This is a genomic window from Pseudomonas benzenivorans (genome assembly GCF_024397895.1).
Taxonomy (GTDB): Bacteria; Pseudomonadota; Gammaproteobacteria; order Pseudomonadales; family Pseudomonadaceae; genus Aquipseudomonas; species Aquipseudomonas benzenivorans_A.
On the sequence record NZ_CP073346.1, the window covers coordinates 1,253,794 to 1,278,918 of the forward strand.

Annotated in this window: 25 protein-coding genes; 4 read left to right on the top strand and 21 right to left on the bottom strand. The window is 65.0% G+C overall.

The window, feature by feature from the left end:
* Window position 1: 1 nt before the first annotated feature.
* From KDW96_RS05900 to gtfA, 11 genes are all read right to left on the bottom strand, one after another.
* Window positions 2–325: a PA3694 family proteiin gene (locus KDW96_RS05900; RefSeq protein ID WP_255839511.1), complete on the bottom strand. Its 324-nt coding sequence runs from the start codon at window positions 323–325 to the stop codon at window positions 2–4.
* Window positions 322–1,206, bottom strand: coding sequence for an alpha/beta hydrolase (locus KDW96_RS05905; RefSeq protein ID WP_255839513.1), 885 nt, complete (start codon window positions 1,204–1,206; stop codon window positions 322–324). The genes KDW96_RS05900 and KDW96_RS05905 overlap by 4 nt, the downstream gene beginning before the upstream one ends.
* Window positions 1,203–1,949 (bottom strand): TIGR00266 family protein, encoded by a 747-nt coding sequence (locus KDW96_RS05910; protein ID WP_255839514.1) that lies wholly within the window; start codon window positions 1,947–1,949, stop codon window positions 1,203–1,205. Before KDW96_RS05910 ends, KDW96_RS05905 begins: the two co-directional genes overlap by 4 nt.
* A 132-nt stretch (window positions 1,950–2,081) precedes the next feature.
* Window positions 2,082–3,377 carry a flavohemoglobin expression-modulating QEGLA motif protein gene (locus KDW96_RS05915; protein ID WP_255839515.1) on the bottom strand — a complete coding sequence of 432 codons (1,296 nt, stop codon included), beginning with the start codon at window positions 3,375–3,377 and terminating at the stop codon, window positions 2,082–2,084.
* A gap of 25 nt (window positions 3,378–3,402) precedes the next feature.
* Window positions 3,403–3,954, bottom strand: coding sequence for a hypothetical protein (locus KDW96_RS05920; protein WP_255839516.1), 552 nt, complete (start codon window positions 3,952–3,954; stop codon window positions 3,403–3,405).
* Window positions 3,955–4,120: 166 nt separating this feature from the next.
* On the bottom strand, window positions 4,121–4,834 hold the full coding sequence (locus KDW96_RS05925; protein ID WP_370295344.1) for a TetR/AcrR family transcriptional regulator: 714 nt from the start codon (window positions 4,832–4,834) through the stop codon (window positions 4,121–4,123).
* Window positions 4,835–4,946: 112 nt separating this feature from the next.
* A complete protein-coding gene (gene lysS, locus KDW96_RS05930) occupies window positions 4,947–6,458 on the bottom strand; it encodes a lysine--tRNA ligase (protein WP_255839517.1) in 1,512 nt (503 codons plus the stop codon).
* A gap of 137 nt (window positions 6,459–6,595) precedes the next feature.
* A protein-coding gene (prfB, locus tag KDW96_RS05935) for a peptide chain release factor 2 (protein WP_255839518.1) occupies window positions 6,596–7,691 on the bottom strand; the annotation gives its coding sequence in 2 pieces (ribosomal slippage) (window positions 6,596–7,618 and window positions 7,620–7,691; 1,095 coding nt in all).
* 146 nt (window positions 7,692–7,837) lie between these two features.
* Window positions 7,838–9,553 (bottom strand): single-stranded-DNA-specific exonuclease RecJ, encoded by a 1,716-nt coding sequence (gene recJ / locus KDW96_RS05940; protein ID WP_255839519.1) that lies wholly within the window; start codon window positions 9,551–9,553, stop codon window positions 7,838–7,840.
* A gap of 111 nt (window positions 9,554–9,664) precedes the next feature.
* Window positions 9,665–10,204: a YaeQ family protein gene (locus KDW96_RS05945; protein ID WP_255839520.1), complete on the bottom strand. Its 540-nt coding sequence runs from the start codon at window positions 10,202–10,204 to the stop codon at window positions 9,665–9,667.
* An 84-nt stretch (window positions 10,205–10,288) separates the two neighbouring features.
* Window positions 10,289–11,731, bottom strand: coding sequence for a sucrose phosphorylase (gtfA, locus tag KDW96_RS05950; protein ID WP_255839521.1), 1,443 nt, complete (start codon window positions 11,729–11,731; stop codon window positions 10,289–10,291).
* Between the two features lie 275 nt (window positions 11,732–12,006).
* Between gtfA and KDW96_RS05955 the strand changes: the two genes are divergently transcribed.
* Together KDW96_RS05955 and KDW96_RS05960 are read left to right on the top strand one after the other, a co-directional pair.
* Entirely contained in the window at window positions 12,007–13,203 is a 1,197-nt protein-coding gene (locus KDW96_RS05955) for a CaiB/BaiF CoA transferase family protein (protein WP_255839523.1), read from the top strand.
* Window positions 13,204–13,223: 20 nt separating this feature from the next.
* Window positions 13,224–13,487 carry a hypothetical protein gene (locus KDW96_RS05960; RefSeq protein ID WP_255839524.1) on the top strand — a complete coding sequence of 88 codons (264 nt, stop codon included), beginning with the start codon at window positions 13,224–13,226 and terminating at the stop codon, window positions 13,485–13,487.
* 19 nt (window positions 13,488–13,506) lie between these two features.
* Here KDW96_RS05960 and KDW96_RS05965 read toward each other — a convergent pair whose 3' ends face one another.
* From KDW96_RS05965 to xerD, 5 genes are all read right to left on the bottom strand, one after another.
* Window positions 13,507–13,770: a hypothetical protein gene (locus KDW96_RS05965; RefSeq protein ID WP_255839525.1), complete on the bottom strand. Its 264-nt coding sequence runs from the start codon at window positions 13,768–13,770 to the stop codon at window positions 13,507–13,509.
* 133 nt (window positions 13,771–13,903) lie between these two features.
* Window positions 13,904–15,313: a threonine synthase gene (gene thrC, locus KDW96_RS05970; RefSeq protein ID WP_255839526.1), complete on the bottom strand. Its 1,410-nt coding sequence runs from the start codon at window positions 15,311–15,313 to the stop codon at window positions 13,904–13,906.
* Window positions 15,314–15,324: 11 nt separating this feature from the next.
* Window positions 15,325–16,629, bottom strand: a complete 1,305-nt coding sequence (locus tag KDW96_RS05975; RefSeq protein ID WP_255839527.1) for a homoserine dehydrogenase — start codon at window positions 16,627–16,629, stop codon at window positions 15,325–15,327.
* 113 nt (window positions 16,630–16,742) lie between these two features.
* A complete protein-coding gene (locus KDW96_RS05980; protein WP_255839528.1) occupies window positions 16,743–17,468 on the bottom strand; it encodes a thioredoxin fold domain-containing protein in 726 nt (241 codons plus the stop codon).
* A 91-nt stretch (window positions 17,469–17,559) separates the two neighbouring features.
* Window positions 17,560–18,456: a site-specific tyrosine recombinase XerD gene (gene xerD, locus KDW96_RS05985; RefSeq protein WP_255839529.1), complete on the bottom strand. Its 897-nt coding sequence runs from the start codon at window positions 18,454–18,456 to the stop codon at window positions 17,560–17,562.
* An 86-nt stretch (window positions 18,457–18,542) separates the two neighbouring features.
* Here xerD and KDW96_RS05990 point away from each other — a divergent pair, with 86 nt between their 5' ends.
* Window positions 18,543–20,384 carry a cation:proton antiporter gene (locus KDW96_RS05990; RefSeq protein WP_255839530.1) on the top strand — a complete coding sequence of 614 codons (1,842 nt, stop codon included), beginning with the start codon at window positions 18,543–18,545 and terminating at the stop codon, window positions 20,382–20,384.
* Window positions 20,385–20,669: 285 nt separating this feature from the next.
* On the opposite strand, the gene rplS is transcribed toward KDW96_RS05990, so the two are convergent.
* The 5 genes from rplS to ffh all read right to left on the bottom strand — a co-directional run bounded on the left by rplS (window position 20,670) and on the right by ffh (window position 24,159).
* Window positions 20,670–21,020, bottom strand: a complete 351-nt coding sequence (rplS, locus tag KDW96_RS05995) for a 50S ribosomal protein L19 (protein ID WP_208708689.1) — start codon at window positions 21,018–21,020, stop codon at window positions 20,670–20,672.
* Between the two features lie 42 nt (window positions 21,021–21,062).
* Window positions 21,063–21,815: a tRNA (guanosine(37)-N1)-methyltransferase TrmD gene (trmD, locus tag KDW96_RS06000; protein ID WP_255839531.1), complete on the bottom strand. Its 753-nt coding sequence runs from the start codon at window positions 21,813–21,815 to the stop codon at window positions 21,063–21,065.
* 5 nt (window positions 21,816–21,820) lie between these two features.
* On the bottom strand, window positions 21,821–22,357 hold the full coding sequence (gene rimM / locus KDW96_RS06005; RefSeq protein WP_255839532.1) for a ribosome maturation factor RimM: 537 nt from the start codon (window positions 22,355–22,357) through the stop codon (window positions 21,821–21,823).
* A gap of 8 nt (window positions 22,358–22,365) precedes the next feature.
* Window positions 22,366–22,617 (bottom strand): 30S ribosomal protein S16, encoded by a 252-nt coding sequence (gene rpsP, locus KDW96_RS06010; protein WP_208708687.1) that lies wholly within the window; start codon window positions 22,615–22,617, stop codon window positions 22,366–22,368.
* Between the two features lie 165 nt (window positions 22,618–22,782).
* Window positions 22,783–24,159, bottom strand: coding sequence for a signal recognition particle protein (gene ffh / locus KDW96_RS06015; RefSeq protein ID WP_255839533.1), 1,377 nt, complete (start codon window positions 24,157–24,159; stop codon window positions 22,783–22,785).
* A gap of 157 nt (window positions 24,160–24,316) precedes the next feature.
* Between ffh and KDW96_RS06020 the strand changes: the two genes are divergently transcribed.
* Complete coding sequence (locus tag KDW96_RS06020; protein WP_255839534.1) at window positions 24,317–25,117, top strand: cytochrome C assembly family protein; 801 nt, start codon at window positions 24,317–24,319, stop codon at window positions 25,115–25,117.
* Window positions 25,118–25,125: the final 8 nt, after the last annotated feature.

Genomic DNA, 25,125 nt, shown 5'->3' on the forward strand with positions numbered 1-25,125 from the left:
TCTACTGCGTTGCCGAGGGCGTCTGCGCGCCAAGGCAGCGCACGGCCTGCTTGCGATTGTCCACCAGCACCCCGGTGAGCCCCTTCTGCTCCAGATCGAACAGCACCAGCACCCCATCGACGCACTGCGCCACCTGCCCGGCGGGCTTGAGGGAAACCTTGTAGTCTTCGCCGGGAACGGTCTTGAGCATGGTGAAATCGGCGAGCAGCAGGGCATCCTGGGGCTTGGCGATATGCAGGTAGCCGTAGTACCAGAGCACGGCAATAGTGGCGCAGATGCTGCCGATGGCGGTGAGGATCAGGGGAATGGGCTCGCGTTCACTCATTGAGGGCTCTCAGAAACGGGACGTTCCGCCAGATGCCGCAGGCCGGCGAAACCACTGGGGTCACGCATGAACTGCAGCATCAGCTGGCGCCAGTCCGGGTCGGTAAATGTCTGTACGTGGCCACCGCGGGTCGGCTGGAACACCCGCGGCGGAGCCGCAGCTTGATACAAGCGCTCGCCGTTGGAAAGGGGCACCAGCGGATCATCGACGCTGTGGTAGATCAGCAGCGGCAGGTTTTCCAGACGGTCCATGACGTTGATGGCGCTGTCCTCATCGGGCACCAGCCAGCTCAGCGGCACCTGCAACGACCAGGTCAGCCAACTGGCCCCCAGGGCGTGCCGGGCGACCTCGCGGTAACTGGCCGGCACGCCATCGAGGATCAACGCGCTGACCCGCGCGCGCTGCCGCGGCTGCTCGGCCAGGTAATGCACGGCCAGGGCACCGCCCAGGCTCTGACCGAGGACGAACAGCGGCTTGCCCTGGGCCGGCGGCGCCTGCTCCAGCCAGGCGAACGCCGCCGCGACGTCCTGATACACCGCCGGCAGGCTTGGCGAACCTTCGGACAGGCCATAGCCGCGGTAGTCCAGCATCAACACCTGATAGCCCTGCTCCGGCAGCCACCAGATACCGCCGAGGTGGCTGGCCAGGTTGCCGCCGTTGCCATGCAGGTGCAGCACCGTGCCCTTGACCTCGACACCGGCCTTGGCCGGCAGCCACCAAGCGTGCAGGCGGGTGCCGTCGGCGGCCTTCAAATACTCGTCGCGGTAATCCAGGCGCGCATTGGCCGGCGTGTAGGGCAGGCCCGGCTCGGGATAGAACAGCAGCTCGCTGCAGCCGTGCAGGCAGACCAGGACGGCCAGCAGCCAGCCGAGGCCTTTCACTGGCCGCCGGCGCGAGTTTCCTCGCGCGCCTTGAATGTCGCCTCATAGACCCGCTCGGCCAGCCGCGAGAACGGCAGGCTCTGGATCCACACCGTCCCGCTGCCCTTGAGCGTCGCCAGGAGGATGCCCTCGCCGCCGAACAGCATGCTCTTGAGCCCACCGGCCAGGGCGATGTCGTAGTCGATACCGGCGCTGAACGCTACCAGGCAGCCGGTGTCCAGGCGCAGGGTCTCGTTGTTCAGCTCCTTGCGGATCACCGTGCCACCGGCGTGCACGAAGGCCAGGCCATCACCTTCGAGCTTCTGCAGGATGAAGCCCTCACCACCGAAGAAGCCGGCGCCTAGGCGCTTGTTGAAACTGATGCCCAGGGCGGTGCCGTGGGCGGCGCAGAGGAAGGCGTCCTTCTGACAGATCAGCTGGCCACCCACCTGGGCCAACTGGATCGGCACCACGGTGCCCGGATAGGGGGCGGCGAAGGCCACCCGGGCGGGCACTTTTCCGGCATTGCTGAAGTGGGTCATGAACAACGACTCACCGGTGAGCAGGCGCTTGCCGACACCCCACAGCCTGCCCAACACCCCGTTCGCCGAGCCGTCACCCATGCGGGTTTCGAAGCGCACGCCCTCGGTCATGTAGTTCATCACACCGGCCTCGGCGATCACCGTCTCGCCGGGATCGAGGATGATCTCCACGCTCTGCGCCGAGGCGCCGAGAATTTCGTAATCGAGCTGATGACTGGGCATCGCGGGCTCCTGGCAAATCGAGCCGGCTGCCCGACCCGAACGGCATCCGGGCTGACAGCCTGCTGGCACTTGGCACCGTCGCTTGCGAAGGCAGAATCCCTTGCAACACCGCCTGGTCGGGCGCAGCGGCCGCTAGAGGATATTGGCGTAGTCGGCCTCGATCCGGTCGAGGCTCAGGTGATTGAGGAAGTTGGAGAAACACATCCACGCCGACAGCGAGTTGAGGTCGCTGAACTGCGGCGGCAGGTATTTCGGCGCCACCACCAGGCCTTCGTCGACCAGCTGACGCAGGGTGCGCATGTCCTCCAGGGTGGTCTTGCCGCAGAACAGCAGCGGAATCTGCTCCAGCTTGCCCTTGCGCACGGCCAGCTGAATGTAGTTGTAGACCATGATGAACCCCTTCAGATACGACAGGTCCTTGGTGAAGGGTAGTCCGGTCGGGGACGAACCGCGAAACGCGCGACTGGCGTTGCTGTAGCTGTCCTCAAGACTGAAGCCCTGCTGGCGATAGAAATCGCAGACCTGCAGGAAATCGGCGCCCTCCTCGGCCATGTGGATGGCGCGGGTGCGGTTGGTCAGCTTGCGCAGGCGCGTCGGGTAGGAGGCGAAGGCGATCACCTCCATGAGGATCGCCAGGCCCTCCTGGGTCACGGTGGACGAGGGTGGCCCCTTGGCCAGGAAGGTGCAGATCGGCTGGTTCTGCCCGTTGAGGGTGGTGGCCACGTGCACCAGGCCCTCGTGCACCTCCAGGGCCTTGACGTCGCGCTCGTTGAACATGGCGTCGGCGCGGATCTTGATGTAGTCGGCGCCGGCCGCCGCATCGGCGAGGATGCCGTCGGACTCGAATACCCGGATGGTCTCCTCCGCCTCGCCGAACACCTTGTTCAGGCGATGCTGGAGCAGGTCCACGGCCTGCTTGGCCGTGAGGTTCTTCGGTTCGTCCTTGAGGTCGCCGCGGTCGTCGATGTTGTTCAGGAAGTCGGAGAACATCAGCCCCAGGTCGGACAGGGTCGGATCGCCGGCATGGAAGGCATCGGACGCGGCGCCATAGAGGTCCTGGGAGATCAGGCCGAAATCCTCGGTGCCGCGCGCCTCGAGCATGCGGATCACCATGCGGTACTCGCGGCACATGCGTCGCATGATCTGCCCGACCGGATTGAACTGACCGAGCTGACGGGTGATGTCGCGCTCGATGTTCTGGAACTCCAGCTTCTTCGCCGCGGGGTCATAGGCCAGCGGGCGTCCGGCGTAGTAGTCGCGATCGACCGCCGGCAGCTTCTTGCCCTTGTGCTTGAGAAAGTCGGCGCGGACGTTGTCATCCCACTTCACCGCATCCAGCACGCGAATCGGCGTCTGCGCCTCGACGATACGGTCGGACAAGCCGCGCACGGTCAGTTGATAGTCGTCCAGCTCGTTGAGACTGTTCATCGAATCCTCATTGCGGCGCCCGCGGTTACCGACCGACGCGCTGATAGCGTGCGACTTCGACGAACACATCCGCGTTGGCCGGGTTATCGAGATAGGCGAACAGCTTGTCCAGCGGGCTGGTGATCAGCGCGCCGTCACCCTGGGAGGTATCCACCACCTCGCCCGCCAACACGCCCAGTTCGACCTCCTGCAGGATGCGCTCGACATCCAGGCTGTAGAGCACCAGTTCGCTACGCTGGGTCAGCTCGAAACCGGCGATGGCGAAATTCGCCCCCAGGCGCTTCGGCAGGCCGACGGACAGGTACCAGCGCCGGCCGTGGTGGGCCACGGTAAAAGCGTACTCCTTGCGGCTGTCGAGGTTTTCCGGGTCGTCGACAAAAGTCTCGGCCCTGTAGGTATTGGAGCCGGAGCGACTGATCCGTAGGAACAGCTCCTCACCCCACTCATTGGTGCGCGCCCATTCGCCAAGCAGGGGAATCGGCGCCGCTTCATTGGCCGGGATCGGATCCTTGACGGTGACCAGGCAACCACTCAATAGCAGGAAGGACAAGGCGACCACCATGCGCCAGGCTTTCATTACGCTCTCCTTGTGAAACGATTCGGCACTGCGCCCATCGGCGAACTCATCAGTTGAGACAAAGCGAGCCACGGCGAGGTTCGATGCTGGCCCCCATGGCCCACATATAACTTAAGCGTATAACACAGCGGCCTGCCTGATGTCCGCACTGGATACGCCCTGCCCCTCAGAGCCCCAGCACCAGGTGCATGTAACGCTTGAGCGTGGCCAGCATGCCCTGGCTGTCCAGATGCTCGACGCCATCCAGCAGCCCCTGATACTCCATGCGCAGGATGATCGCAGTCAGCAACCGGGCATCCTGCTCCGGCTGCTGCGAACCGAGCACCTCGAAGAAGCGGATCACGCCCTGGGCGAGAATCTGCCCATGGGCACGGACCAGGTCGTGCAGGCGGGGATTGAGCAGCGCCTCCTGCTGGAACGCCTGCTCGGCCAGCAGATGGTCGCGACGATTGATGAGCTGATAACGCACGTACTCCACAGCCAGGCGGGCAATCTCGTCGGCCAGACGACGCCTGGCCTCGCCGCTGCCGTCGAGCTGGCCGACCAGTTCCTGCAGCACCCCCTCGGTGCTGCTCCAGAACTTCGCCATGTAGGCGGCGCTGCGCTCGACGAACTGGGCGAAGGTATCGGTGATCAGGTCGTTGATGTCCTTGAAATAGTAGGTGGTGGCCGACAGAGGCACGCCGGCCTCGGCCGCCACCGCGCGATGGCGCACGGCGCGCACGCCCTCGCGCACGATCAGGCGCATGGCGGCATCGAGTATCGCCTGGCGGCGCTGTTCGCTTCCTTGACGACTGGCCTTGCGCCCCAGGTACTGGACGCTCTCAGCGACGGCGGTGGCCACCTTGGTGGCGTTTTCTTGAGCAGGCTTATCGATCACGGCGGAACAATCCTCTGGCACATACGAACTGACTTCAGGCACAACCTCTAGCCCGCAGAATAGGCGATGGTCAGCGCACAAAAAAGCCGCCCTAAGGCGGCTTGCGTTCCCGTCAGGCCTGTGGGCGCATGTGCGGGAAGAGGATCACGTCGCGAATCGACGGCGCATCGGTGAGCAGCATGACCAGGCGGTCGATGCCGATGCCTTCGCCGGCGGTCGGCGGCATGCCGTATTCCAGGGCGCGGACGAAGTCGGCATCGTAGTGCATGGCCTCGTCGTCGCCGGCGTCCTTGTCGGCCACCTGGGCCATGAAGCGCTCGGCCTGGTCCTCGGCATCGTTCAGCTCGGAGTAGGCGTTGGCGATCTCGCGGCCGCCGATGAACAGCTCGAAACGGTCGGTGACGCTCGGGTCCTGATCGTTGCGCCGCGCCAGCGGCGACACCTCGAAGGGGTACTTGGTGATGAAGGTCGGCTGCTCCAGCTTGTGCTCGACCAGCTCCTCGAAAATCATCACCTGCAGCTTGCCCAGGCCCTCGAAGCCCAGCACCTTGGCGCCGGCCTGCTTGGCGATGGCGCGGGCCTTGTCGACGTCCATCAGGTCGGCGGCGCTGATTTCAGGGTTGAACTTGAGGATCGAGTCGAACACCGACAGGCGGGCGAACGGCTCGCCGAAGTGGAACACCTTGCCCTGGTAGGGCACGTCGGTGCTGCCCAGCACCAGCTGGGCCAGCTCGCGGAACAGCTCCTCGGTCAGGTCCATGTTGTCTTCGTAGTCGGCGTAGGCCTGGTAGAACTCGAGCATGGTGAACTCGGGGTTGTGCCGGGTCGAGACGCCCTCGTTGCGGAAGTTGCGGTTGATCTCGAAGACCCGTTCGAAACCGCCGACCACCAGGCGCTTGAGGTACAGCTCCGGGGCGATGCGCAGGAACATCTGCATGTCCAGGGCATTGTGGTGGGTCTCGAACGGCTTGGCCGCGGCGCCGCCGGGAATGGTCTGCAGCATCGGCGTTTCCACTTCGAGGAAGTCGCGCTGCATGAGGAAGTTGCGGATATGGGCGATCACCTGGGAACGCACGCGGAAGCTGTGACGCACCTCCTCGTTGACCATCAGGTCGACGTAGCGCTGGCGGTAGCGCAGCTCGGTGTCGGTCAGGCCGTGGTGCTTGTCCGGCAGCGGACGCAGCGACTTGGTCAGCAGGCGCACGTCGGTCATCTCGACGTACAGGTCGCCCTTGCCGGAGCGGGCCAGGGTGCCTACGCAGCCGATGATGTCGCCCAGGTCCCAGTGCTTGATGGCTTCCAGGGTCTCGGCCGACAGGGTCTTGCGATTGACGTAGACCTGGATGCGCCCGCTCATGTCCTGGATCACCATGAAGGCGCCGCGGTTGAGCATGATGCGCCCGGCGACCTTGACCGGAATGGCGGCGGCGGCCAGATCTTCCTTGCTCGCGTCGACGTATTGTTTCTGCAGGTCCGCGCAGTAGCAGTCGCGGCGGAAATCGTTCGGGAAGGGGTTACCCTGCTCACGCACGGCGGCAAGCTTTTCCTTGCGCTGGGCAATCAGCTTGTTTTCTTCCTGCTGCAGTTCGTGTTGGTCGTGCTGCTCGAGTTGTTGGTCGCTCATGGTCGCTTGGTTCCGTAACTGGTTCGTCCTCTCTTGCCGGCGGGCAGAGAGTCGGGGTGAGGGGGCGGACAGGACAGCGCAGCGTCCGGCCCCTCACCCCCGTCCTCCCCCGGCATCGGCCGGGAGAGTCAAAAGCCTTACAGGCCCTGTTTCAGGCTGGCCTCGATGAACTCATCGAGGTCGCCGTCGAGCACCGCGTCGCAGTTGCTGTTCTCGATGCCGGTGCGCAGATCCTTGATCCGCGACTGGTCGAGCACGTAGGAGCGGATCTGATGACCCCAGCCGATATCCGACTTGGAGTCTTCCAGGGCCTGGGAGGCGGCGTTGCGTTTCTGCATTTCCTGCTCGTACAACTTGGCCCGCAGCATCTTCATGGCGGTGTCCTTGTTGGCGTGCTGGGAACGCTCGTTCTGGCAGCTGACCACGGTGTTGGTCGGCACGTGGGTAATACGTACCGCCGAGTCGGTGGTGTTGACGTGCTGACCACCGGCACCGGAGGAGCGGTAGGTGTCGATGCGCAGGTCGGCCGGGTTGATCTCGATCTCGATGTTGTCGTCGATCTCCGGCGACACGAACACCGCGGTGAACGAGGTGTGGCGGCGGTTGCCGGAGTCGAACGGACTCTTGCGCACCAGGCGGTGCACGCCGATCTCGGTGCGCAGCCAGCCGAAGGCGTATTCGCCCTTGATATGCAAGGTGGCGCCCTTGATCCCCGCCACTTCGCCGGCGGACAGCTCCATGATGGTGGCGTCGAAGCCACGCTTGTCGGCCCAGCGCAGGTACATGCGCAGCAGCATGTTGGCCCAGTCCTGGGCCTCGGTGCCGCCGGAGCCGGCCTGGATGTCCAGGTAGGCGTTGTTCGGGTCCATCTCGCCGCTGAACATGCGGCGGAACTCGAGCTTCTCGAGGATCCCGCGCAGGCGCTCGACCTCGGCGGCGACATCGTCCACCGCGCCCTGATCGCCTTCCTCGGCGGCCATGTCCAGCAGATCGCGGGAGTCGGTCAGGCTGCCGTTGAGGTCGTCGAGGGTCTCGACGATCTGCGCCAGGGACGCACGCTCACGCCCCAGGCTCTGGGCGTACTCGGGATTGTTCCAGACGTTCGGGTCTTCCAGCTCGCGGTTTACTTCGACCAGACGATCATGCTTTTGATCGTAGTCAAAGATACCCCCGAATAGTCTGGGTGCGCTCGGACAGGTCCTTGATGCTGTTGAGGATCGGGTTGATTTCCATGGCGGACGGCACTCGCAGGTGAAACTTTCGGAAAAGCCGGCGAGTATACCCCAGGCCACGCCCCTCTGGCAGCCCGAATAGCGGGCGCCAGCACGGCCGAGCGGACCGACGGCCGCGCGCGGCGGGCCGGGACGATCCTCCACGACTCAGCGCGGGGCGATATGCGCCACCATCAGCTGCACGCTTTCCTGGCCGCGGTACTCGTTGACGTCCAGCTTGTAGGCCACCTCGACCCAGCGCACCGTGGGATTGGGCCAGACTTCGCGGTCGACGTTGAAGGCGATGCCGTCCAGGGTCTGGCCGCCGCACTCGGTCTTGAGCACCAGTTTGAGGTGCTTTTCGCCGACCACCCGTTGCTGCACGATCTGGAAGATGCCGTGAAACAGCGGCTCGGGAAAGTGCTGCCCCCAGGGGCCGGCATTGCGCAGCGCCCGGGCCAGCTCCAGGTGAAACTCCTCCACCGCCAGACTGCCATCGGACAGCAGGCGCCCGGTCAGGTCATCCTCCACCAGCTGGCGGCGCACTTCGGCATCGAAGGCCGCGGCGAAGGCGCCGAAATGCTCCTGGCGCAGGGACAGGCCGGCGGCCATGGCGTGCCCGCCGAACTTGCTGATCAGCCCCGGATGCTTGGCCGCCACCGCGTCCAGCGCATCACGGATGTGGAAGCCCGGCACCGAGCGCGCCGAGCCTTTCAACACCCCGTCGCCGGCGTCGGCGAAGGCGATGGTCGGCCGGTGATAACGCTCCTTCAGGCGCGAGGCGAGAATGCCGATCACCCCTTGGTGCCAGTCCGCCTCGAACAGGCACAGGCCGAACGGCAGGTCCTCCAGCGCCAGCTCCTTGAGCTGGGCCAGGGCTTCGCGCTGCATGCCCTGCTCGATCGTCTTGCGATCCTGATTGAGCTGATCCAGCTGCGCGGCCATGTCGCGGGCCAGCGCCTCGTCCTCGCAGAGCAGGCACTCGATGCCCAGGCCCATGTCGTCCAGGCGCCCGGCGGCATTCAGGCGCGGACCGAGGATAAAGCCCAGGTCGGTGGAGGTGATGCGCCGATGATCCCGTCCGGCCACCTCGAGAATCGCCCGCAGCCCCGGTCGCGCGCGGCCGGCACGGATGCGCGCCAGGCCCTGGTGCACGAGAATGCGGTTGTTGGCGTCCAGCGGCACCACGTCGGCGACGCTGCCCAGGGCCACCAGGTCGAGCAGCTCGGCCAGGTTCGGTTCCGCCAGACCAGCCCGGGCGAACCAGTCCAGCTCGCGCAGACGCGCCCGCAGCGCCAGCAGCACGTAGAACATCACCCCTACGCCGGCCATCGCCTTGCTGGGAAAGGCGCAGCCAGGCTGATTGGGGTTGACGATGGCGTCGGCCGCCGGCAATTCGGCACCGGGCAGGTGGTGATCGGTAACCAGCACCTTGAGCCCGGCGGCCTTGGCCGCCGCCACGCCGTCGACGCTGGAGATGCCGTTGTCCACCGTGATCAACAGTTGCGGCTCGCGCTGCAGGGCCACCGCGACGATCTCCGGGGTCAGGCCGTAGCCGTACTCGAAGCGATTGGGCACCAGGTAGTCGACCTCGGCGGCGCCGAGCAGGCGCAGGCCGAGCACCCCGACGGTACTGGCGGTGGCGCCATCGGCATCGAAGTCGCCGACGATCAGCAGGCGCTGACGCTGCTCCAGGGCCTCGACCAGCAGCGTCACCGCCGCCTCGATACCCTTGAGCTGCTGATACGGAATCAGCCGCGCCAGGGCCTTGTCCAGCTCCGCTGCCGATTGCACGCCGCGGGCGGCATACAGGCGGGTCAGCAACGGCGGCAGGTCGCCCAGGTCGGGCAGGGTTTCGGGCAGCGGGCGGGGTTCGATACGCATCGGGATTCCAATATCTGTTTTATGCAAACAAGCCGTAGGGTGGAAAACCGCGAAGCGTTTCCCACCAGAAGCCGGAGGATGTAAACAGCGACATCCACCCTGCAGAAGCGATCAGCGTTCGCCGACCAGCCACTCCAGGGGAATCTCGTGCTGGCCACGCTCGTCGGTGACGAACAGCTCGCCGTCGCTGATCATCACGCTCCAGCTCAGCGCCCGCGGCATGTCCAGGGCCAGGCTGGCCAAGGCTTCCTGGCCTACCGCAACGACGTTGATGTTCTTCAGGGTGCGCACCGGGTCGAGTTCCTTGGTCTGCCACACCCGCAGGTTGCCGTAGGCCACCAGGCTGAACTTCTCGGTGCGCCGCGAGCACCAGGTGATGCGCTCGCTGTCCGGCTGACCGACCTCGATCCAGTGCAGCACGCGGTCGTCCAGGCTCTTCTCCCACAACGCAGGCTCATCGACATCGGACAGACCACGACCGAAGGCCAGCTGCTCGTGATAGAACAGCGCATAGGCGATCAGCCTGGCGGCCAGGCGTTCCTCGGTTTCCGAAGGATGGCGGGCGACGGTGAAGCGCAGGCTCTGGTAGACGCTGCGGTCGAGGTCGGTGAGGTTCAGGTCGATCTTGTAGGTGGTGGACGGCAGGGCCATGGGCGGGCTTCTTGACTGGGCGAAAAGGCCGCAAGTCTAACCCAAACGACCGCTGCCGAACCGCCGGATCGCCGAGCCGTCGAGTCAGCAGCGCATCCGCTGCTCGCTGCCATCCTCGGGATCCAGGTAATGGATGATCGCCTGACTGGTGCTCAGCTCGACCTGCAGCCGGCAATAGTGCGGACCATGCCGCCAGGCCATGGCCAGGCTGCTGTCGCCGGACTGGATCAGTTCGAAACGACCGCCGAAGGCCGGGTGCTGGCAGCGAAAGCGCATCAGCGCCAGCAAGCGCTGCACCACCGGCTGTTGCAGGGCCTCCTCGGCCTCGGCCTGGCCGTAGTAGCGGCGATTGACGTCGCGCGCCTCGCCGCTGCGCTCGGCCAGCTCGAAATCGTTGCAGCCGGCCAGCAGGCCGACGTAGTAGACCTGGGGAATGCCCGGGGTGAAGAACTGGATGGCCCGCGCGGCGATATAGGCCTCGTCGTTGCGCATCAGCGCCTCGTAGAAGGTGCAGGTCAGTTGGTAGATGGCCCCGACGCTGTGCACGTTGACCGCCGAGCGGCGCATGATCGGATCGGCGCTGCGGGTCGAGACCTCATCGACCAGGTAACGGATCTCCGCTTCCGGCAGCACGCCTTCGACGTCGGGAATGCAGATGCCGTCGTGGGTATCCAGCACGGTGACCTGGTTGCGCGGGCACATGCGCAGCCACTGCTTGAGGTAGCGGCTGTTGCCGGCCAGGAAGGCATGCAGCACCAGCGGCGGCAAGGCGAAGGCGTAGGGACGCATGCTGCGCCGCGAGATGGCGTACTGGTAGCTGATGTGGTCGTGCACCTCCGGGAGCATCTCGGCGCCGTATTTGGCGCCGGTCTCGCGGAACCACTCGAGGATCCGGTAGACGTCCGGCTCGACCAGAAAGCAGCTGCTGCCGATGCGTTTGGTGGTGTAGCCGAAGGCGTCCAGGCGGAACAGCTTGACCCCGCGCGCGGCGAGGAAGGCCATGTACTCCTCCATCAGCTGATAGGTCTGCGGCGACTCGTAGTTCAGGTCGATCTGCCGCTCGGTGAAGGTGCACCAGACCCGGCACTGGCTGCCGTCGACCAGCTGTACCTGGCGAAACGGCTCCTTCTCCTTGCGGATATGGATCTTCGCCAGGTCCTCCAGGCTGATCTCGCCCAGCCTGTCGACCTGGACGAACAGCTCGGCGGACGGCGATGCCTGGCCGCGGGCGAGAAAGTCGAGGAACTGCGGCGACTCGTCGGAAATATGACTGATGATCAGGTCGACACAGAGGTCGAAGCGCGCCGAAATGCGCTCCACATCCGCCCAATCACCGTAGCGCGGGTCGACCTCCATATGGGTCAGCGGCGAGAAGCCACCGTCGGCGTTGGACGGATAAAGCGGCAGGATGTGCACGCCGCCAAGCGCTTCGGCCAGGTGCTGGTCGAGCAGTTGATAGAGTTCGCCGAGATTGCGGCCGAGACGGTCGGGATAGGTGATCAGCTGGACAGCGTTGCGCAGTGGCATGCGTACTCCTGAATGGACTGGATGCATTGCGAGCCCGTGGCCCCCCTCCCCTCGTTTAGGAGAAACCCAGCCGACTCGTCAAGCCAGGCTTCCAGCCGTTGCCGTGCCAAGGCAGCGCGCCAGGCGACGCCGATCGGCCTGCAGGCCAGGGCAGGCAGTGCCTGCGGCCACTGGTGATCGCGCCGCACGCGGCCGCTCATTTTTTCCCGCCGGGCAGCCCCCAGGCTGCGTGCAATCGAATAGGCTAGGCCCAGCCAACTGCCCACGGAGCCAACATGCAAGCCGCCAAACCCCTCACCGGCCTGAAAGTGATCGAACTCGGCAGCCTGATCGCCGGCCCCTTCGCCGCGCGCATCTGCGCCGAGTTCGGCGCCGAGGTGGTCAAGGTCGAGTCGCCCGACGGCGGCGATCCGCTGCGCAAGTGGCGCAAGCTGTACGAGGGCACCTCGCTGTGGTGGTTCGTGCAGGCGCGCAACAAGCAGTCGCTGACCCTCAACCTCAAGCATGAGGCCGGCCGCGAGGTGCTGCTGAAGCTGCTCGCCGAGGCGGACATCCTGATCGAGAACTTCCGCCCCAGGGTACTGGAGAAGCTCGGCCTGGGCTGGGACGTGCTGCACGCCCTCAACCCCAAACTGGTGATGGTGCGCCTGTCCGGCTTCGGCCAGAGCGGCCCGCTGAAGGACCAGCCGGGCTTTGGCGCGGTGGGCGAGTCCATGGGCGGGTTGCGCTATATCACCGGCTTCGAGGATCGCCCACCGGTGCGCACCGGCATCTCCATCGGTGACTCCATCGCCGCCCTCTGGGGCGTGATCGGCGCCTTGATGGCGCTGCGTCATCGCGAGGTCAACGGCGGCCAGGGCCAGGTGGTGGATGTGGCGTTGTACGAGGCGGTGTTCGCGATGATGGAGTCGATGGTGCCGGAGTTCGACGTGTTCGGCTTTATCCGCGAACGCAGCGGCAACATCATGCCCGGCATCACCCCCTCCTCTATCCACACCTGCAGCGATGGCAAGCACGTGCAGATCGGCGCCAATGGCGACGCCATCTTCAAGCGCTTCATGCAGGCCATCGGTCGTCATGACCTGGCCGACTCCCCCGACCTGGCCAGCAACGACGGCCGCGATGCACGGCGTGACGAACTCTACGGGGTGATCGACCGCTGGGTCGGCTCGCTGCCCCTGGAGCAGGTTCTGGCCACCCTGAACCGGGCCGAAGTACCGGTCAGCCGGATCTTTTCGGCCGAAGACATGCTCGGCGACCCGCAGTTTCTCGCCCGGGAGATGTTTCTCAGCGCCAAGCTGCCGGACGGCAAGCCGTTCAAGATGCCCGGCATCGTGCCCAAGCTGTCGGACACCCCGGGCTCTGCCGAGTGGATCGGCCCCAAGCTCGGCGAGCACACCGACATGCTGCTCACTGAACTAGGCTATGACCATGAGCAGATCGCCGAACTGCGGCGCAGCGGCGCCGTCTGAAGGCACCCGGGAGGCGTGCGATGCAGCAGGCCGAAGACAAGCTGCCGACTGATGTGCTGCGGGCCCTGCATGCCGGTCACCGCGCGAAGGCCATCGGCTTGCTGCGCGCCCATTCGGCCATCGGCGCCCAAGAGGCCGAAGCGCGCATCGACCGCTATCTGGAGGAGAACCCGCCCATCCCCCTGCGCGGCGCGGGCATTCTGGTTTCCAACCGGCTCAACGCGCTGGTATGGCTGGCACTGATCGTGCTGATGGGCCTGGCCTACTGGCTGCTATCGGGCTAAGGCGCAACAGCGCGGGCGCCTAGAGTCGGTGACTGAACAGCAGCAGGAGCACGCCCAGCAGCAGGCTCAGCAACAGCCAGAACAGCAGACCGTGGCGGCGACCGCTTCCCCGGGCGGCGGCGAACAATTCGGGATGATCGTGCAGGTAGGCCTCCACCTCGGCCTTGGCCTCCCGCAGATCCAGCCCGCGACTTTCCCGCAGCCGCTTGATCGCCTCGATCTTGTGACCTTCCTTCAGTGCCGCGACCACCTCGGCCGGCATGTCGTCCTGCTGTTGGCTCATGACTAGCCTCGCGCCACCCTGTCGGTAACACCTTGAGCCTAGCCGGCAACGGCTGTCCCTGCCGAGAGCCCCAAAAGACAAAGGCCCGGTGCCGCCAAAGGCGGCACCGGGCCTTGCTGACTGCAGCCGAGAGTTAAAGCGGCTTGCCGCGGTTGCCGTGGGCGTTGACGAAGCCCTGCACGGCCTTCAGGTCGTTGGCCAGCACGGTGCAGCGCTCCTCGCGCTCGAACAGATCGGTGAGGTGCGGCGGCAGCTGCGGCGACTGACCGATGCCGGCCTTCTCCACCGCTTCCGGAAACTTCACCGGATGGGCGGTGCCCAGAATCACCATGGGCACTGCCAGGCTGCGCCGGCATTCACGCGCAGCGCGCACGCCGATGGCGGTGTGCGGATCGAGCAGCTCGCCACACTCCTTGAACACCTCGGCGATGGTCTCGCAGGTCGCCCGGTCATCCACCGCCAGGGAATCGAACAGCTTGCGCGCCTCGGTCCAGCGGTCTTCTTCGACGCTGAAGCCGCCACCCTGCTTGAAGTTGGCCATCAGTTCGGCGATCGCCGCGCCGTTGCGCCCGTGCAGGTCAAACAGCAGACGCTCGAAGTTCGACGACACCATGATGTCCATGGACGGCGACAGGGTCGGGTGCAGGGTGTCCTTGACGTACTGATTGCCGCTCATGAAACGGTGCAGGATGTCGTTGCGATTGGTCGCCACGATCAGCTGACTGATCGGCAGGCCCATGTTGCGCGCCAGGTAGCCGGCGAAGATGTCGCCGAAGTTGCCGGTCGGCACCGAAAACGCCACCGAGCGCGCCGGACCGCCGAGCTGCAGGGCCGCATGGAAGTAGTAGACGATCTGGGCCATGATCCGCGCCCAGTTGATCGAGTTGACCGCCACCAAACGCGTGCCCTTGAGGAAGCTCTGGTCGGCGAAGCTGTCCTTGACCATCTCCTGGCAGTCGTCGAAGTTGCCTTCCACGGCGATGTTGTGAATGTTGTCACCGAGGATGGTGGTCATCTGCCGGCGCTGCACCTCGGACACCCGCTGGTGCGGGTGGAGGATGAAGATGTCGACGTTGTCGCAGCGGCGACAGCCTTCGATGGCGGCCGAGCCGGTGTCACCGGAGGTGGCGCCCATGATCACCACGCGCTCGCCGCGCTTTTCCAGCACGTGATCGAGCAGGCGACCGAGCAGCTGCAGGGCGAAGTCCTTGAACGCCAGGGTGGGACCGTGGAACAGCTCGAGCACCCACTCGTTGCCGTTGAGCTGGCGCAGCGGCGCCACGGCGTTGTGGGCGAAGACCCCGTAAGTCTCCTCGAGGATCTTCTTGAAATCGGCGTCGCTGATACTGCCGGTGACGAACGGGCGCATCACCCGGAAGGCCAGTTCGTGATACGGCAGGCCGGCCCAGGAAGCGATTTCCTCCTGGGTGAAGCGCGGCAGGTTTTCCGGCACATAGAGGCCGCCGTCGCTGGCCAGACCGGCCAGCAGCACGTCTTCGAAATTCAGGGCCGGTGCCTGGCCGCGGGTACTGATATAACGCATGACTCTGCTCCTCAGACCAGTTGCTCGACACGGATACGGACGACGCTGCCGACCACGTCGTCCAGCGCTTCCAGGGCGGCGATCGCCTCGTTGATGCGCGCCTCGACCACCCGATGGGTGACCAGGATCATCGGCACCAGGCCGTCATGCTCCTCGACTTCCTTCTGCATGATCGACTCGATGTTGATGCCGCGCTCGGAGAGGATGCTCGCCACCTGGGCCAGCACACCCGGGTGATCCTTGGCCTGGATGCGCAGGTAGTAGGCGCTCTCGCACGATTCGATCGCCAGGATCGGGTGGTCGGACAGCGAGTCCGGCTGGAACGCCAGGTGCGGCACGCGATTGGTCGGGTCGGTGGTCAACGCGCGAACCACGTCGACCAGGTCGGCCACCACCGACGAAGCGGTCGGCTCCATGCCGGCGCCGGCACCGTAGAACAGGGTGCTGCCGGCGGCATCGCCATTGACCATCACCGCGTTCATCACGCCGTTGACGTTGGCGATCAGGCGGTCGGCCGGGATCAGAGTCGGGTGCACGCGCAGCTCGATGCCGCTGGCGGTGCTGCGCGCCACACCCAGGTGCTTGATGCGATAGCCCAGCGCCTCGGCGTAGTTGACGTCGGCAGTGGTCAGCTTGGTGATGCCTTCGGTGTAGGCCTTGTCGAACTGCAGCGGGATGCCGAAGGCGATGGAGGCCAGGATGGTCAGCTTGTGCGCCGCATCGATGCCTTCGACATCGAAGGTCGGGTCGGCCTCGGCATAGCCGAGGGCCTGGGCTTCCTTGAGCACGTCCTCGAAGGCACGGCCCTTCTCGCGCATTTCGCTGAGAATGAAGTTGCCGGTGCCGTTGATGATGCCGGCCAGCCAGTTGATGCGGTTGCCCGCCAGACCCTCGCGGATCGCCTTGATCACCGGGATACCGCCGGCCACTGCCGCTTCGAAGGCGACGATGACGCCCTTCTCGCGGGCCTTGGCGAAGATTTCGTTGCCGTGCACGGCAATCAGCGCCTTGTTCGCGGTGACCACGTGCTTGCCGTTGTCGATTGCCTTGAGCACCAGATCGCGGGCCAGGGTATAGCCGCCGATCAGCTCGATGACGATATCGATCTCGGGGTTGCTCGCCAGCTCGAAGACATCCTTGGTAATCGCGATACCGGTAATGTCGCACTGCGGGTTCTGCGAACGCAGCGCAATCTGCGCCACTTCGATGCCACGCCCGGCACGACGCGCGATTTCCTCGGCGTTGCGCATGAGCACGTTGAAGGTACCGCCACCGACGGTTCCCAGCCCACAGATGCCTACTTTGACCGGTTTCACACTGAACTCCCCATCTGCACTGCGTAAAACGGCCGGAGCAAGCTCCGGCCGTGGAAAAAGAGCCGCACCTTACGAAGCGGCCGAATATTAGTCAATCGACTCGAGACCAGTAACTACTTGGCCTCCAGGGCCTGCTGGGCCAGCTGCGGCGCCGGCTGGTAGCCGGGAATCAGCTTGCCGTTGGCCAGGACGATCGCCGGCGTGCCGTTGACCCCGATCATCTGCCCCAGGGCGTACTGCTGGGCCACCGGGTTGTCGCACTGGGCCTCGGGCACGTCCTTGCGGGCCTTGGCCAGGTCCATTGCCGCCTGACGATCCTTGGCGCACCAGACGCTGACCAGCTCCTTGTAGGCCGCCCCCTGCAAACCCTGGCGCGGGAAGGCGAGATAGCGCACCTCGACGCCGAGCTTGTTGAGCTCGGGCACCTCGCTGTGCAGCTTCTGGCAGTAGCCGCAGTCGGTGTCGGTGAACACGGTGATATGGGTCTTGGCCTGCTGGGCCGGGAACACCACCATTTCCTTGGCGGGAACGTCGTTGATCTGCTTGGCGATGGCCAGGCTCTCTTGCTGCTCGGTCAGGTTGACCGCCTGGCCGTCCTTGAACTGGTACAGGTAGCCCTGCAGGACGAACTGGCCGTCGGCGCTGGCGTACAGCTGGCGGCCGCCCTTGAGCTGGACCTGGTAGAGGCCCGGCATGGGGCTCTCGGCGATGGCCTCGATCGGCATGTCGGGCTGGATCGACAGCAGATTCTTGCGGATCGCCTGGTCGGGATCTGCGGCCAGGGCGAAGGTGCTGGCCAGGGCTACAGCCACAGCCGCCGAAATGCGAGTGAAACGCATGGAAACTCCTGTCGAGCGAGGGACTAACGAAGATCGCCACAGCCTACCATAGAAGCCCGCCAAGGCAGACCGCGGCAGCCAGACGGCCGTCTCAGCCGCGCGGGTGGTGCTGGGCGTGCAACTCCTGCAGGCGCGCGCGGGCAATGTGGGTATAGATCTGGGTGGTGGACAGGTCGCTGTGACCGAGCAGCATCTGCACCACGCGCAAGTCCGCACCATGGTTGAGCAGGTGGGTGGCGAAGGCGTGGCGCAAGGTGTGCGGCGACAGCGCCTGGATGATGCCGGCGGCCCGGGCCTGGTGCTTGATGCGGTGCCAGAAGGTCTGGCGGGTCATCTGCACGCCGCGCAAGCTGGGGAACAGCACGTCGCTGGGCTTGCCGTCGAGCAGCAGCGGCCGCGCCTCCTTGCTGTAGCGCTCGATCCAGGCGATGGCTTCCTCGCCCAGGGGCACCAGGCGCTCCTTGCTGCCCTTGCCGAAGACCCGCAGCACGCCCTGACGCAGATTGACCTGCTCCAGCGTCAGCCCGACCAGCTCGCTGACCCGCAGGCCGCAGGCATAGAGCACCTCGAGCATGGCCCGGTCGCGCAAGCCGAGCGGGTCATCCAGGTCGGGAGCCCCTAGCAAGGCCTCCACATCGGCCTCGGACAGCGACTTCGGCAGCGGCCGCCCGAGCTGCGGCAGGTCAACCTGCAGGGTCGGGTCCAGGGCGATCAGGCCTTCGCGCAACAAGTACCGGTAAAAGCCGCGCAAGCCGGAAATCAACCGCGCCGTGGAGCGCGCCTTATAACCTTCGCCGAGGCGCCAGGCCAGATAGTCGAGAATCGCCTCGCGCCCGGCCTGCTCCAGCAACAGCCCGCGACCATCCAGCCAGCCGTTGAAGTGAGCCAGATCGCTGCGATAGGCGGCCCGCGTGTGCACGGACAGGCCCTTTTCCAGCCACAGGGCGTCGAGGAAACGATCGATCAGGGGGTGGTCTATGGCGGGCATACGGGACTATGGCGGCATCTGAAAGCGGGTTAGTCTTTCACAGCCTGGCCAAGTACGACCAGCGCCTTGCATTCCAAGGACATTCGATGAACGAACCACAGATCCTCCTCGCCTTCGCCACCATTGGCGCCTGCGCTTTGGCCTGCCAGTGGCTGGCCTGGCGCCTGCGCCTGCCGGCAATCCTGTTCCTGCTGATCAGCGGCATTCTCGCCGGGCCGGTGCTTGGCTGGCTCGATCCGCAGGCGCTGTTCGGCCCCCTGCTCTTCCCCATGGTGTCGATGGCGGTGGCGCTGATCCTGTTCGAGGGCAGCCTGACCCTGCACCTGTCCGAGTGGCGTGAAATCGGCAGCGTGGTCAAGCGCATGGTCACCGTCGGCGCCCTGGCGACCTGGGGCGTGATCGCCGTGGCCACCCACTACCTGCTGGACTTTTCCTGGGAGATGGCCCTGCTGTTTGGCACCCTGACCCTGGTTACCGGCCCCACCGTGATAGTGCCGATGCTGCGCGTGGTGCGTCCCAAGTCCTCGGTGGCCAACATCCTGCGCTGGGAGGGCATCGTCATCGACCCGATCGGCGCCCTGCTCGCGGTCGTGGTGTTCAGCTTCATCATCGCCAGCGGCGAAGCCGAGGGCTGGAATCAGAGCCTGACCACCTTCGCCGGGGTCATCCTCTGCGGCTCCCTGCTCGGCGTCGCCGGCGGCTGGGCCCTCGGTCAGGTGCTGCGACGCCAGTGGCTGCCGGACTACCTGCACAACCTCGCGGTGCTGGCCACGGTGCTGGGCGCGTTCATCATCTCCAACATGCTCATGCATGAGTCCGGCCTGCTCGCCGTGACCGTGATGGGCATGTGGCTGGCCAACATGAAAGGGGTGGATGTCCGGCATATCCTGCACTTCAAGGAGAACCTCAGCGTGCTGCTGATCTCCGGCCTGTTCATCCTGCTCGCCGCACGCCTGGACCTCGGTGCACTGCTCGCCCTGGGGCCGGCGGTCTTGGTGCTGCTGGCGGTGATCCAGTTCATCGCCCGTCCGCTGAACGTGGCCCTGTCCACCTTCGGCTCCAGCCTGAACTGGCGCGAACGAGCCCTGCTGGCCTGGATCTCCCCGCGCGGCATCGTCGCCGCCGCGGTGTCGGCGATCTTCGCCATCCGCCTGAGCGAGACCGGCCACGCCGGCGCCGAGCTGCTGGTGCCGCTGACCTTCGCCGTGATCATCGGCACCGTGGTGCTGCAGAGCGCCACCGCCCGCCCCTTGGCCAGCCTGCTGAAAGTGGCCGAGCCGGCGCCCAGCGGCTTCCTGATCATCGGCGCCAACCCGGTCGCCCGCACCATCGGCAAGGCCCTGCAGCAGCTGGGCAGCCGCGTGCTGCTGACCGATTCGAGCTGGGAGAATATCCGCGCCGCCCGCATGGACAACCTGCCGACCTATTTCGGCAATCCGGCCTCCCAGCATGCCGAAGCCCACCTCGACCTGGTCGGCATCGGCCACCTCCTGGCGCTGTCCCCGGCCGGCGAGCTGAACACCCTGGCGAGCATGCGTTTTCGCCACGAGTTCGGCCACACCCGCCTGTTCAGCCTGGCCAGCGGCCAGGAGAGCCGCCGCAGTGACAAGCATCGCGCTAGCGACGAACACCGCGGCCACCCCCTGGGCAGCCAGTCGCTGACCTACCCCCAGGCCGCCAGTCGCCTGGCTCAGGGCGCCGAGCTGTACAGCACCACCCTGACCGACAGCTTCACCTGGAACGACTACCAGGCCCTGCATGGCACGCGCGCGACCCTGCTGTTCGCCCGCGCCCCGGAAGGCCGAGTGCAGGTGGTGACGCCGCAGAGCGAGCTGCTACCGCAGACCGGCTGGACGCTGGTGGCCCTGATCGAAGCCCAGGCGAGCGACAGTGCGAATACCAGGCAGGAAAGCCTCGCGACCTCATAATCATCAGTCCGTCCGAGCGCGCCGCCAGCACCTCGATGGTGGCGCGCCCAATCCGGCGACTCTGGCTCATGCAGAATCGGACGCTGCCACGACGAGCCCTGAGCCGGCCATCCGTCGTCGCGACTTCTGACGAGGCCTGCGCGCTATCTGCGGCGTGATGAGATGCACGGCGACCGGCGAGTCACGGCAGTGAGCACCGCCTCGCAAATCCCCCGTTTGGTTTTTTGCCAACCGCAAAAACAAAAAAAGCAGCCCGAGGGCTGCTTTTTTCTGCAGGGAAGCGCCTTAGGCGAGCTTCTCCTTGATGCGTGCGGCCTTACCGGACAGGTCACGCAGGTAGTACAGCTTGGCTTTGCGCACGTCACCGCGACGCTTGACAGCCAGGCTGTCGACCAGCGGGCTGTAGGTCTGGAAGGTACGCTCAACGCCGACACCGTTGGAGATCTTACGCACGGTGAACGCGCTGTTCAGACCACGGTTGCGCTTGGCGATTACCACGCCTTCGAAGGCCTGCAGACGCTGGCGATCGCCTTCCTTCACCTTGACCTGAACGACAACGGTGTCGCCTGGGGCAAAGGTCGGGATCTCTTTGGTCATCTGCTCAGCTTCGATCTGCTGAATAATCTTGTTGGTCATGCTGCGCTCCTAAGACAGGCCACCCGGCCGGTCATCGATACGTTAACTATCGTCCCGCTGGCGGATGTATTCCTCCAGCAGCTTCTTCTCTTCTCCAGAAAGCGAGCGGCTATCCAGAAGATCGACACGGCGTTCCCAGGTCCGACCAAGGGACTGCTGCAAACGCCAGCGCCGGATGTGTTCGTGGTTGCCACTAAGCAACACCTCGGGAACACGCTTATCCGCATACACCTCCGGGCGGGTGTAGTGCGGGCAGTCGAGCAAGCCATCCGTAAAGGAGTCTTCCTCGGCCGAGTCTGCATGACCTAATGCACCAGGCAAAAGGCGCGTTACCGCATCGATCAGCACCATGGCCGGCAGCTCACCGCCGGACAGGACGTAATCCCCGATCGACCATTCCTCATCCACGTGCGCCTCGATAAAGCGCTCGTCGATGCCTTCGTAGCGACCGGCGATAAGGATCAATGCCTCCTCGTTCGCCAGTTCGCGTACTGCTGACTGGGTCAGCTGACGACCTTGCGGCGACAGGTAGATCACCTTCGCCTGACCACCTGCGGCCTGCTTGGCATCGAGCAAAGCATCCTCAAGTGGCTTGATCTTCATCACCATGCCGGGACCACCGCCAAAGGGCCGGTCATCCACAGTGTGGTGACGGTCCGTGGTGTAGCTCCGCGGATTCCAACAGGTCAGCTGCAACAGCCCCTGTTTCACCGCGCGACTGGTGATGCCGTAGTCGCCGATGGCGGCAAACATCTCCGGGAACAGCGTAATGACTTCGACACGCAAGCCTGGCATGGTGTTCAGAAGTCCGCGTCCCAGTCGACCTGCATCTCGCCGGCAGCGAGATCAATCGCCAACACGCACTGCTCCGTATAGGGCAACAGGCGCTCGCGATCATCCAGACTGCCCGAGCAGGGCTTGACCACCATTACATCGTTGGCACCGGTCTCGAACAGATGATCGACCTTGCCGAGCAATTGCCCTGCCTGATCGATGACCCTGAGGCCCTCCAACTGATACCAGTAGAACTCGCCATCGCTGAGCTCCGGCAGCTCGCTGCGGGGAACGCAAATCTCGAAGCCGGCGTACGTACGCGCCACTTCGCGATCATCAAGTCCCTTCAGCTTTGCCACCAGGACCTTGCCCTGCAAGCGTCCACTGGCCAACTCGACCTGCTTTACCTCGCCGTCGCGCTTGAGCGTCCAGCGCTGGTAATCGAGCACGTTGTCCACAGGATCGGTAAAGGAATACACCTTCACCTCCCCTCGCACGCCATGCACCGAAACTATCTTGCCGAGTACAACCAGATCCTCGGCGGGTGCCGGCGTCGTGCTCATAGGAATGCTTAGGCTGCGGCCTTAGCAGCTTCCTTGAGCAGCTGAGCAACACGCTCAGACGGCTGCGCGCCCTGGCTCAGCCAGTAGCTTACGCGCTCTTGATTCACGGACAGCTTCACTTCGGCACCCGAGGCAACCGGGTTGAAGAAACCGACGCGCTCAACGAAGCGACCATCGCGCGCATTGCGGCTGTTGGTCACGGTCAGGTGGTAGAAAGGGCGCTTTTTGGAGCCGCCACGGGCAAGACGGATGGTTACCATTGAACTTCGTTCCTGTAGTCGGTGCTGCAAAACTGAAATGCAAGCATAGGGCACTAGGCCCGAAAGGCCGCATATTCTAAGGATTATCCGGCCTTTTGCAAATCTCTTTTTCCGGCCGCCGGTCGCTGCCGGTACGCACGCCCTGACAGCGCGCGCGCGCGGGGGTCAGATCTTCGGCAAACCGCCACCCGGGAACATGCCGCCCATCCCGCGCATCATCTTGGCCATGCCGCCCTTGGCGGTGAACTTCTTCATCATCTTCTGCATCTGCTTGTGCTGCTTGATCAGCCGACCGATGTCCTGCACCTGGGTGCCGGAGCCCATGGCGATGCGACGCTTGCGCGACCCGCTGATGATCTCGGGGTCGCGACGTTCGGCGGGGGTCATCGAGTTGATGATCGCCTCCATCTGCTTGAACTGCTTCTCCGCGGCACCCTGGGCGCCGCCCATCTGCGCCAGGTTGACGCCGCCCATCTGCGGCAGCTTGTCCATCAAACCGCCGAGGCCACCCATGCTCTTCATCTGCTGCAGCTGGTCGCGGAAGTCTTCGAGGTCGAAGCCCTTGCCCTTCTTCAGCTTCTTGGTGAGCTTCTCGGCCTTCTCGCGGTCGAGGGTCTGCTCGGCCTGCTCGATCAGGCTGAGCACATCGCCCATGCCAAGGATGCGCGAGGCGATCCGCTCCGGATGGAAAGGCTCGAGCGCCTCGCTCTTCTCACCCATGCCGATGAACTTGATCGGCTTACCGGTAATGTGGCGCACCGACAAGGCCGCACCGCCACGGGCATCGCCGTCGACCTTGGTCAGCACCACGCCGGTCAGCGGCAGCGCGTCGGCAAAGGCCTTGGCGGTATTGGCGGCGTCCTGGCCGGTCATGGCGTCGACCACGAACAACGTCTCGGCCGGCTTGATCGCGCCATGCAGCACCTGGATCTCGGCCATCATCTCGGCGTCGATGGCCAGGCGACCGGCGGTATCGACAATCACCACGTCGATGAACTTGAGCTTGGCTTCCTTGATCGCCGCCTCGGCGATCGCCACCGGCTTCTGGGTGATGTCCGAGGGGAAGAAGGTCACGCCGATGTCGGCGGCCAGGGTCTCCAGCTGCTTGATGGCCGCCGGGCGATAGACGTCGGCCGAGACCACCAGCACGCTCTTCTTCTTGCGCTCCTTGAGGAAGCGCGCCAGCTTGCCCACCGTCGTGGTTTTACCGGCGCCCTGCAGGCCGGCCATCAGCACCACTGCCGGTGGCGTGACATTCAGGGCGAGATCTTCGTTGGCCGCGCCCATCAGGGCTTCCAGCTCGGCGCGCACGATCTTTACGAACGCCTGGCCCGGCGTCAGGCTCTTCGACACCTCGGTGCCGACCGCCCGCTCCTTGACCTTGTTGACGAAGTCCTTGACCACGGGCAACGCGACGTCGGCTTCGAGCAGGGCCATGCGCACTTCGCGCAGGGTGTCTTTGATGTTGTCCTCGGTCAGCTTGGCTTTGCCAGTGACACTTCGCAGGGTCTGCGAGAGGCGGTCGGTAAGATTTTCGAACATGCGCGTTCCTTTCGGGTTCTTCTGAACCGAGGCTGAGCTTGCGGCAGGCGGCGGATTATAGCGAAGAGTCCCCGGCACCGACACCGCCAGCGGTCTTTCGTGGGGCGCCGGTTGTATGCCACACTCAGCGCCTTTCGGGCCTGCCTAACAAGGATTTATGCACCCTCTGCTGCCCAGCCTCGCAGCCGCCTGCCTCTACGCCGGCGCGACTGCCTACCAGAGTTTTCGACTCAGTCGGCGCACCGCGCCGGACAAACGCCTGCTGAGCCTGCTCGGCCTGCTCGCCCTGCTCTTTCACGGGGCCAGTCTGTTCATCCAGATGAATCATGCGACAGGCCTGGCCCTGGACTTCTTCAACGCATCCAGCCTGATCGCCTTCGCGGTGATCCTGCTGAGCCTGCTGGCCTGCATGCGCATGCCGGTCGAGAACCTGCTCCTTCTGCTCTACCCGCTGGGCTGCCTGACGGTGCTGCTGGCGCAGCTCATGCCCAACGGCACCCTGCGACCGATCAGCGAGAGCCCCGGCATTCTGGCCCATATCCTGCTGTCGATCATCGCCTACGGCATCCTCACCATCGCTGCCTTCCAGTCGCTGCTGCTGCTGTTGCAGGACCACCAACTGAAGCACAAGCACCCGTCGGGACTGATCAAGAGCTTCCCACCGCTACAGACCATGGAAAGCCTGCTGTTCGGCTTCCTCTGGGCCGGCTGGGCGCTGCTTTCGCTGTCGCTGCTGTCAGGCGCGGTGTTTCTCGACGACCTGTTCGCCCAGCACCTGGCGCACAAGACCATCCTCTCCAGCTTCGCCTGGGTGGTGTTCGCCGTGCTGCTGTGGGGCCGCCATCAACTCGGCTGGCGCGGACACAAAGCCATCCGATGGACCCTGGCGGGCTTCTGCCTGCTGATGCTGGCGTATTTCGGCAGCAAGCTGGTTCGCGAATTCATCCTGCATATCTAGGCCCTGTC

What these genes read in the sequence shown, in the direction of transcription:
- KDW96_RS05900 (WP_255839511.1), bottom strand. Translation starts at nt 325, where the DNA reads ATGAGTGAACGCGAGCCCATTCCCCTGATCCTCACCGCCATCGGCAGC.
- KDW96_RS05910 (WP_255839514.1), bottom strand. Translation starts at nt 1,949, where the DNA reads ATGCCCAGTCATCAGCTCGATTACGAAATTCTCGGCGCCTCGGCGCAG.
- KDW96_RS05915 (WP_255839515.1), bottom strand. Translation starts at nt 3,377, where the DNA reads ATGAACAGTCTCAACGAGCTGGACGACTATCAACTGACCGTGCGCGGC.
- KDW96_RS05920 (WP_255839516.1), bottom strand. Translation starts at nt 3,954, where the DNA reads ATGAAAGCCTGGCGCATGGTGGTCGCCTTGTCCTTCCTGCTATTGAGT.
- lysS (WP_255839517.1), bottom strand. Translation starts at nt 6,458, where the DNA reads ATGAGCGACCAACAACTCGAGCAGCACGACCAACACGAACTGCAGCAG.
- recJ (WP_255839519.1), bottom strand. Translation starts at nt 9,553, where the DNA reads ATGCGTATCGAACCCCGCCCGCTGCCCGAAACCCTGCCCGACCTGGGC.
- KDW96_RS05945 (WP_255839520.1), bottom strand. Translation starts at nt 10,204, where the DNA reads ATGGCCCTGCCGTCCACCACCTACAAGATCGACCTGAACCTCACCGAC.
- gtfA (WP_255839521.1), bottom strand. Translation starts at nt 11,731, where the DNA reads ATGCCACTGCGCAACGCTGTCCAGCTGATCACCTATCCCGACCGTCTC.
- KDW96_RS05955 (WP_255839523.1), top strand. Translation starts at nt 12,007, where the DNA reads ATGCAAGCCGCCAAACCCCTCACCGGCCTGAAAGTGATCGAACTCGGC.
- KDW96_RS05960 (WP_255839524.1), top strand. Translation starts at nt 13,224, where the DNA reads ATGCAGCAGGCCGAAGACAAGCTGCCGACTGATGTGCTGCGGGCCCTG.
- KDW96_RS05965 (WP_255839525.1), bottom strand. Translation starts at nt 13,770, where the DNA reads ATGAGCCAACAGCAGGACGACATGCCGGCCGAGGTGGTCGCGGCACTG.
- thrC (WP_255839526.1), bottom strand. Translation starts at nt 15,313, where the DNA reads ATGCGTTATATCAGTACCCGCGGCCAGGCACCGGCCCTGAATTTCGAA.
- KDW96_RS05980 (WP_255839528.1), bottom strand. Translation starts at nt 17,468, where the DNA reads ATGCGTTTCACTCGCATTTCGGCGGCTGTGGCTGTAGCCCTGGCCAGC.
- xerD (WP_255839529.1), bottom strand. Translation starts at nt 18,456, where the DNA reads ATGCCCGCCATAGACCACCCCCTGATCGATCGTTTCCTCGACGCCCTG.
- KDW96_RS05990 (WP_255839530.1), top strand. Translation starts at nt 18,543, where the DNA reads ATGAACGAACCACAGATCCTCCTCGCCTTCGCCACCATTGGCGCCTGC.
- rplS (WP_208708689.1), bottom strand. Translation starts at nt 21,020, where the DNA reads ATGACCAACAAGATTATTCAGCAGATCGAAGCTGAGCAGATGACCAAA.
- trmD (WP_255839531.1), bottom strand. Translation starts at nt 21,815, where the DNA reads ATGCCAGGCTTGCGTGTCGAAGTCATTACGCTGTTCCCGGAGATGTTT.
- rimM (WP_255839532.1), bottom strand. Translation starts at nt 22,357, where the DNA reads ATGAGCACGACGCCGGCACCCGCCGAGGATCTGGTTGTACTCGGCAAG.
- rpsP (WP_208708687.1), bottom strand. Translation starts at nt 22,617, where the DNA reads ATGGTAACCATCCGTCTTGCCCGTGGCGGCTCCAAAAAGCGCCCTTTC.
- ffh (WP_255839533.1), bottom strand. Translation starts at nt 24,159, where the DNA reads ATGTTCGAAAATCTTACCGACCGCCTCTCGCAGACCCTGCGAAGTGTC.
- KDW96_RS06020 (WP_255839534.1), top strand. Translation starts at nt 24,317, where the DNA reads ATGCACCCTCTGCTGCCCAGCCTCGCAGCCGCCTGCCTCTACGCCGGC.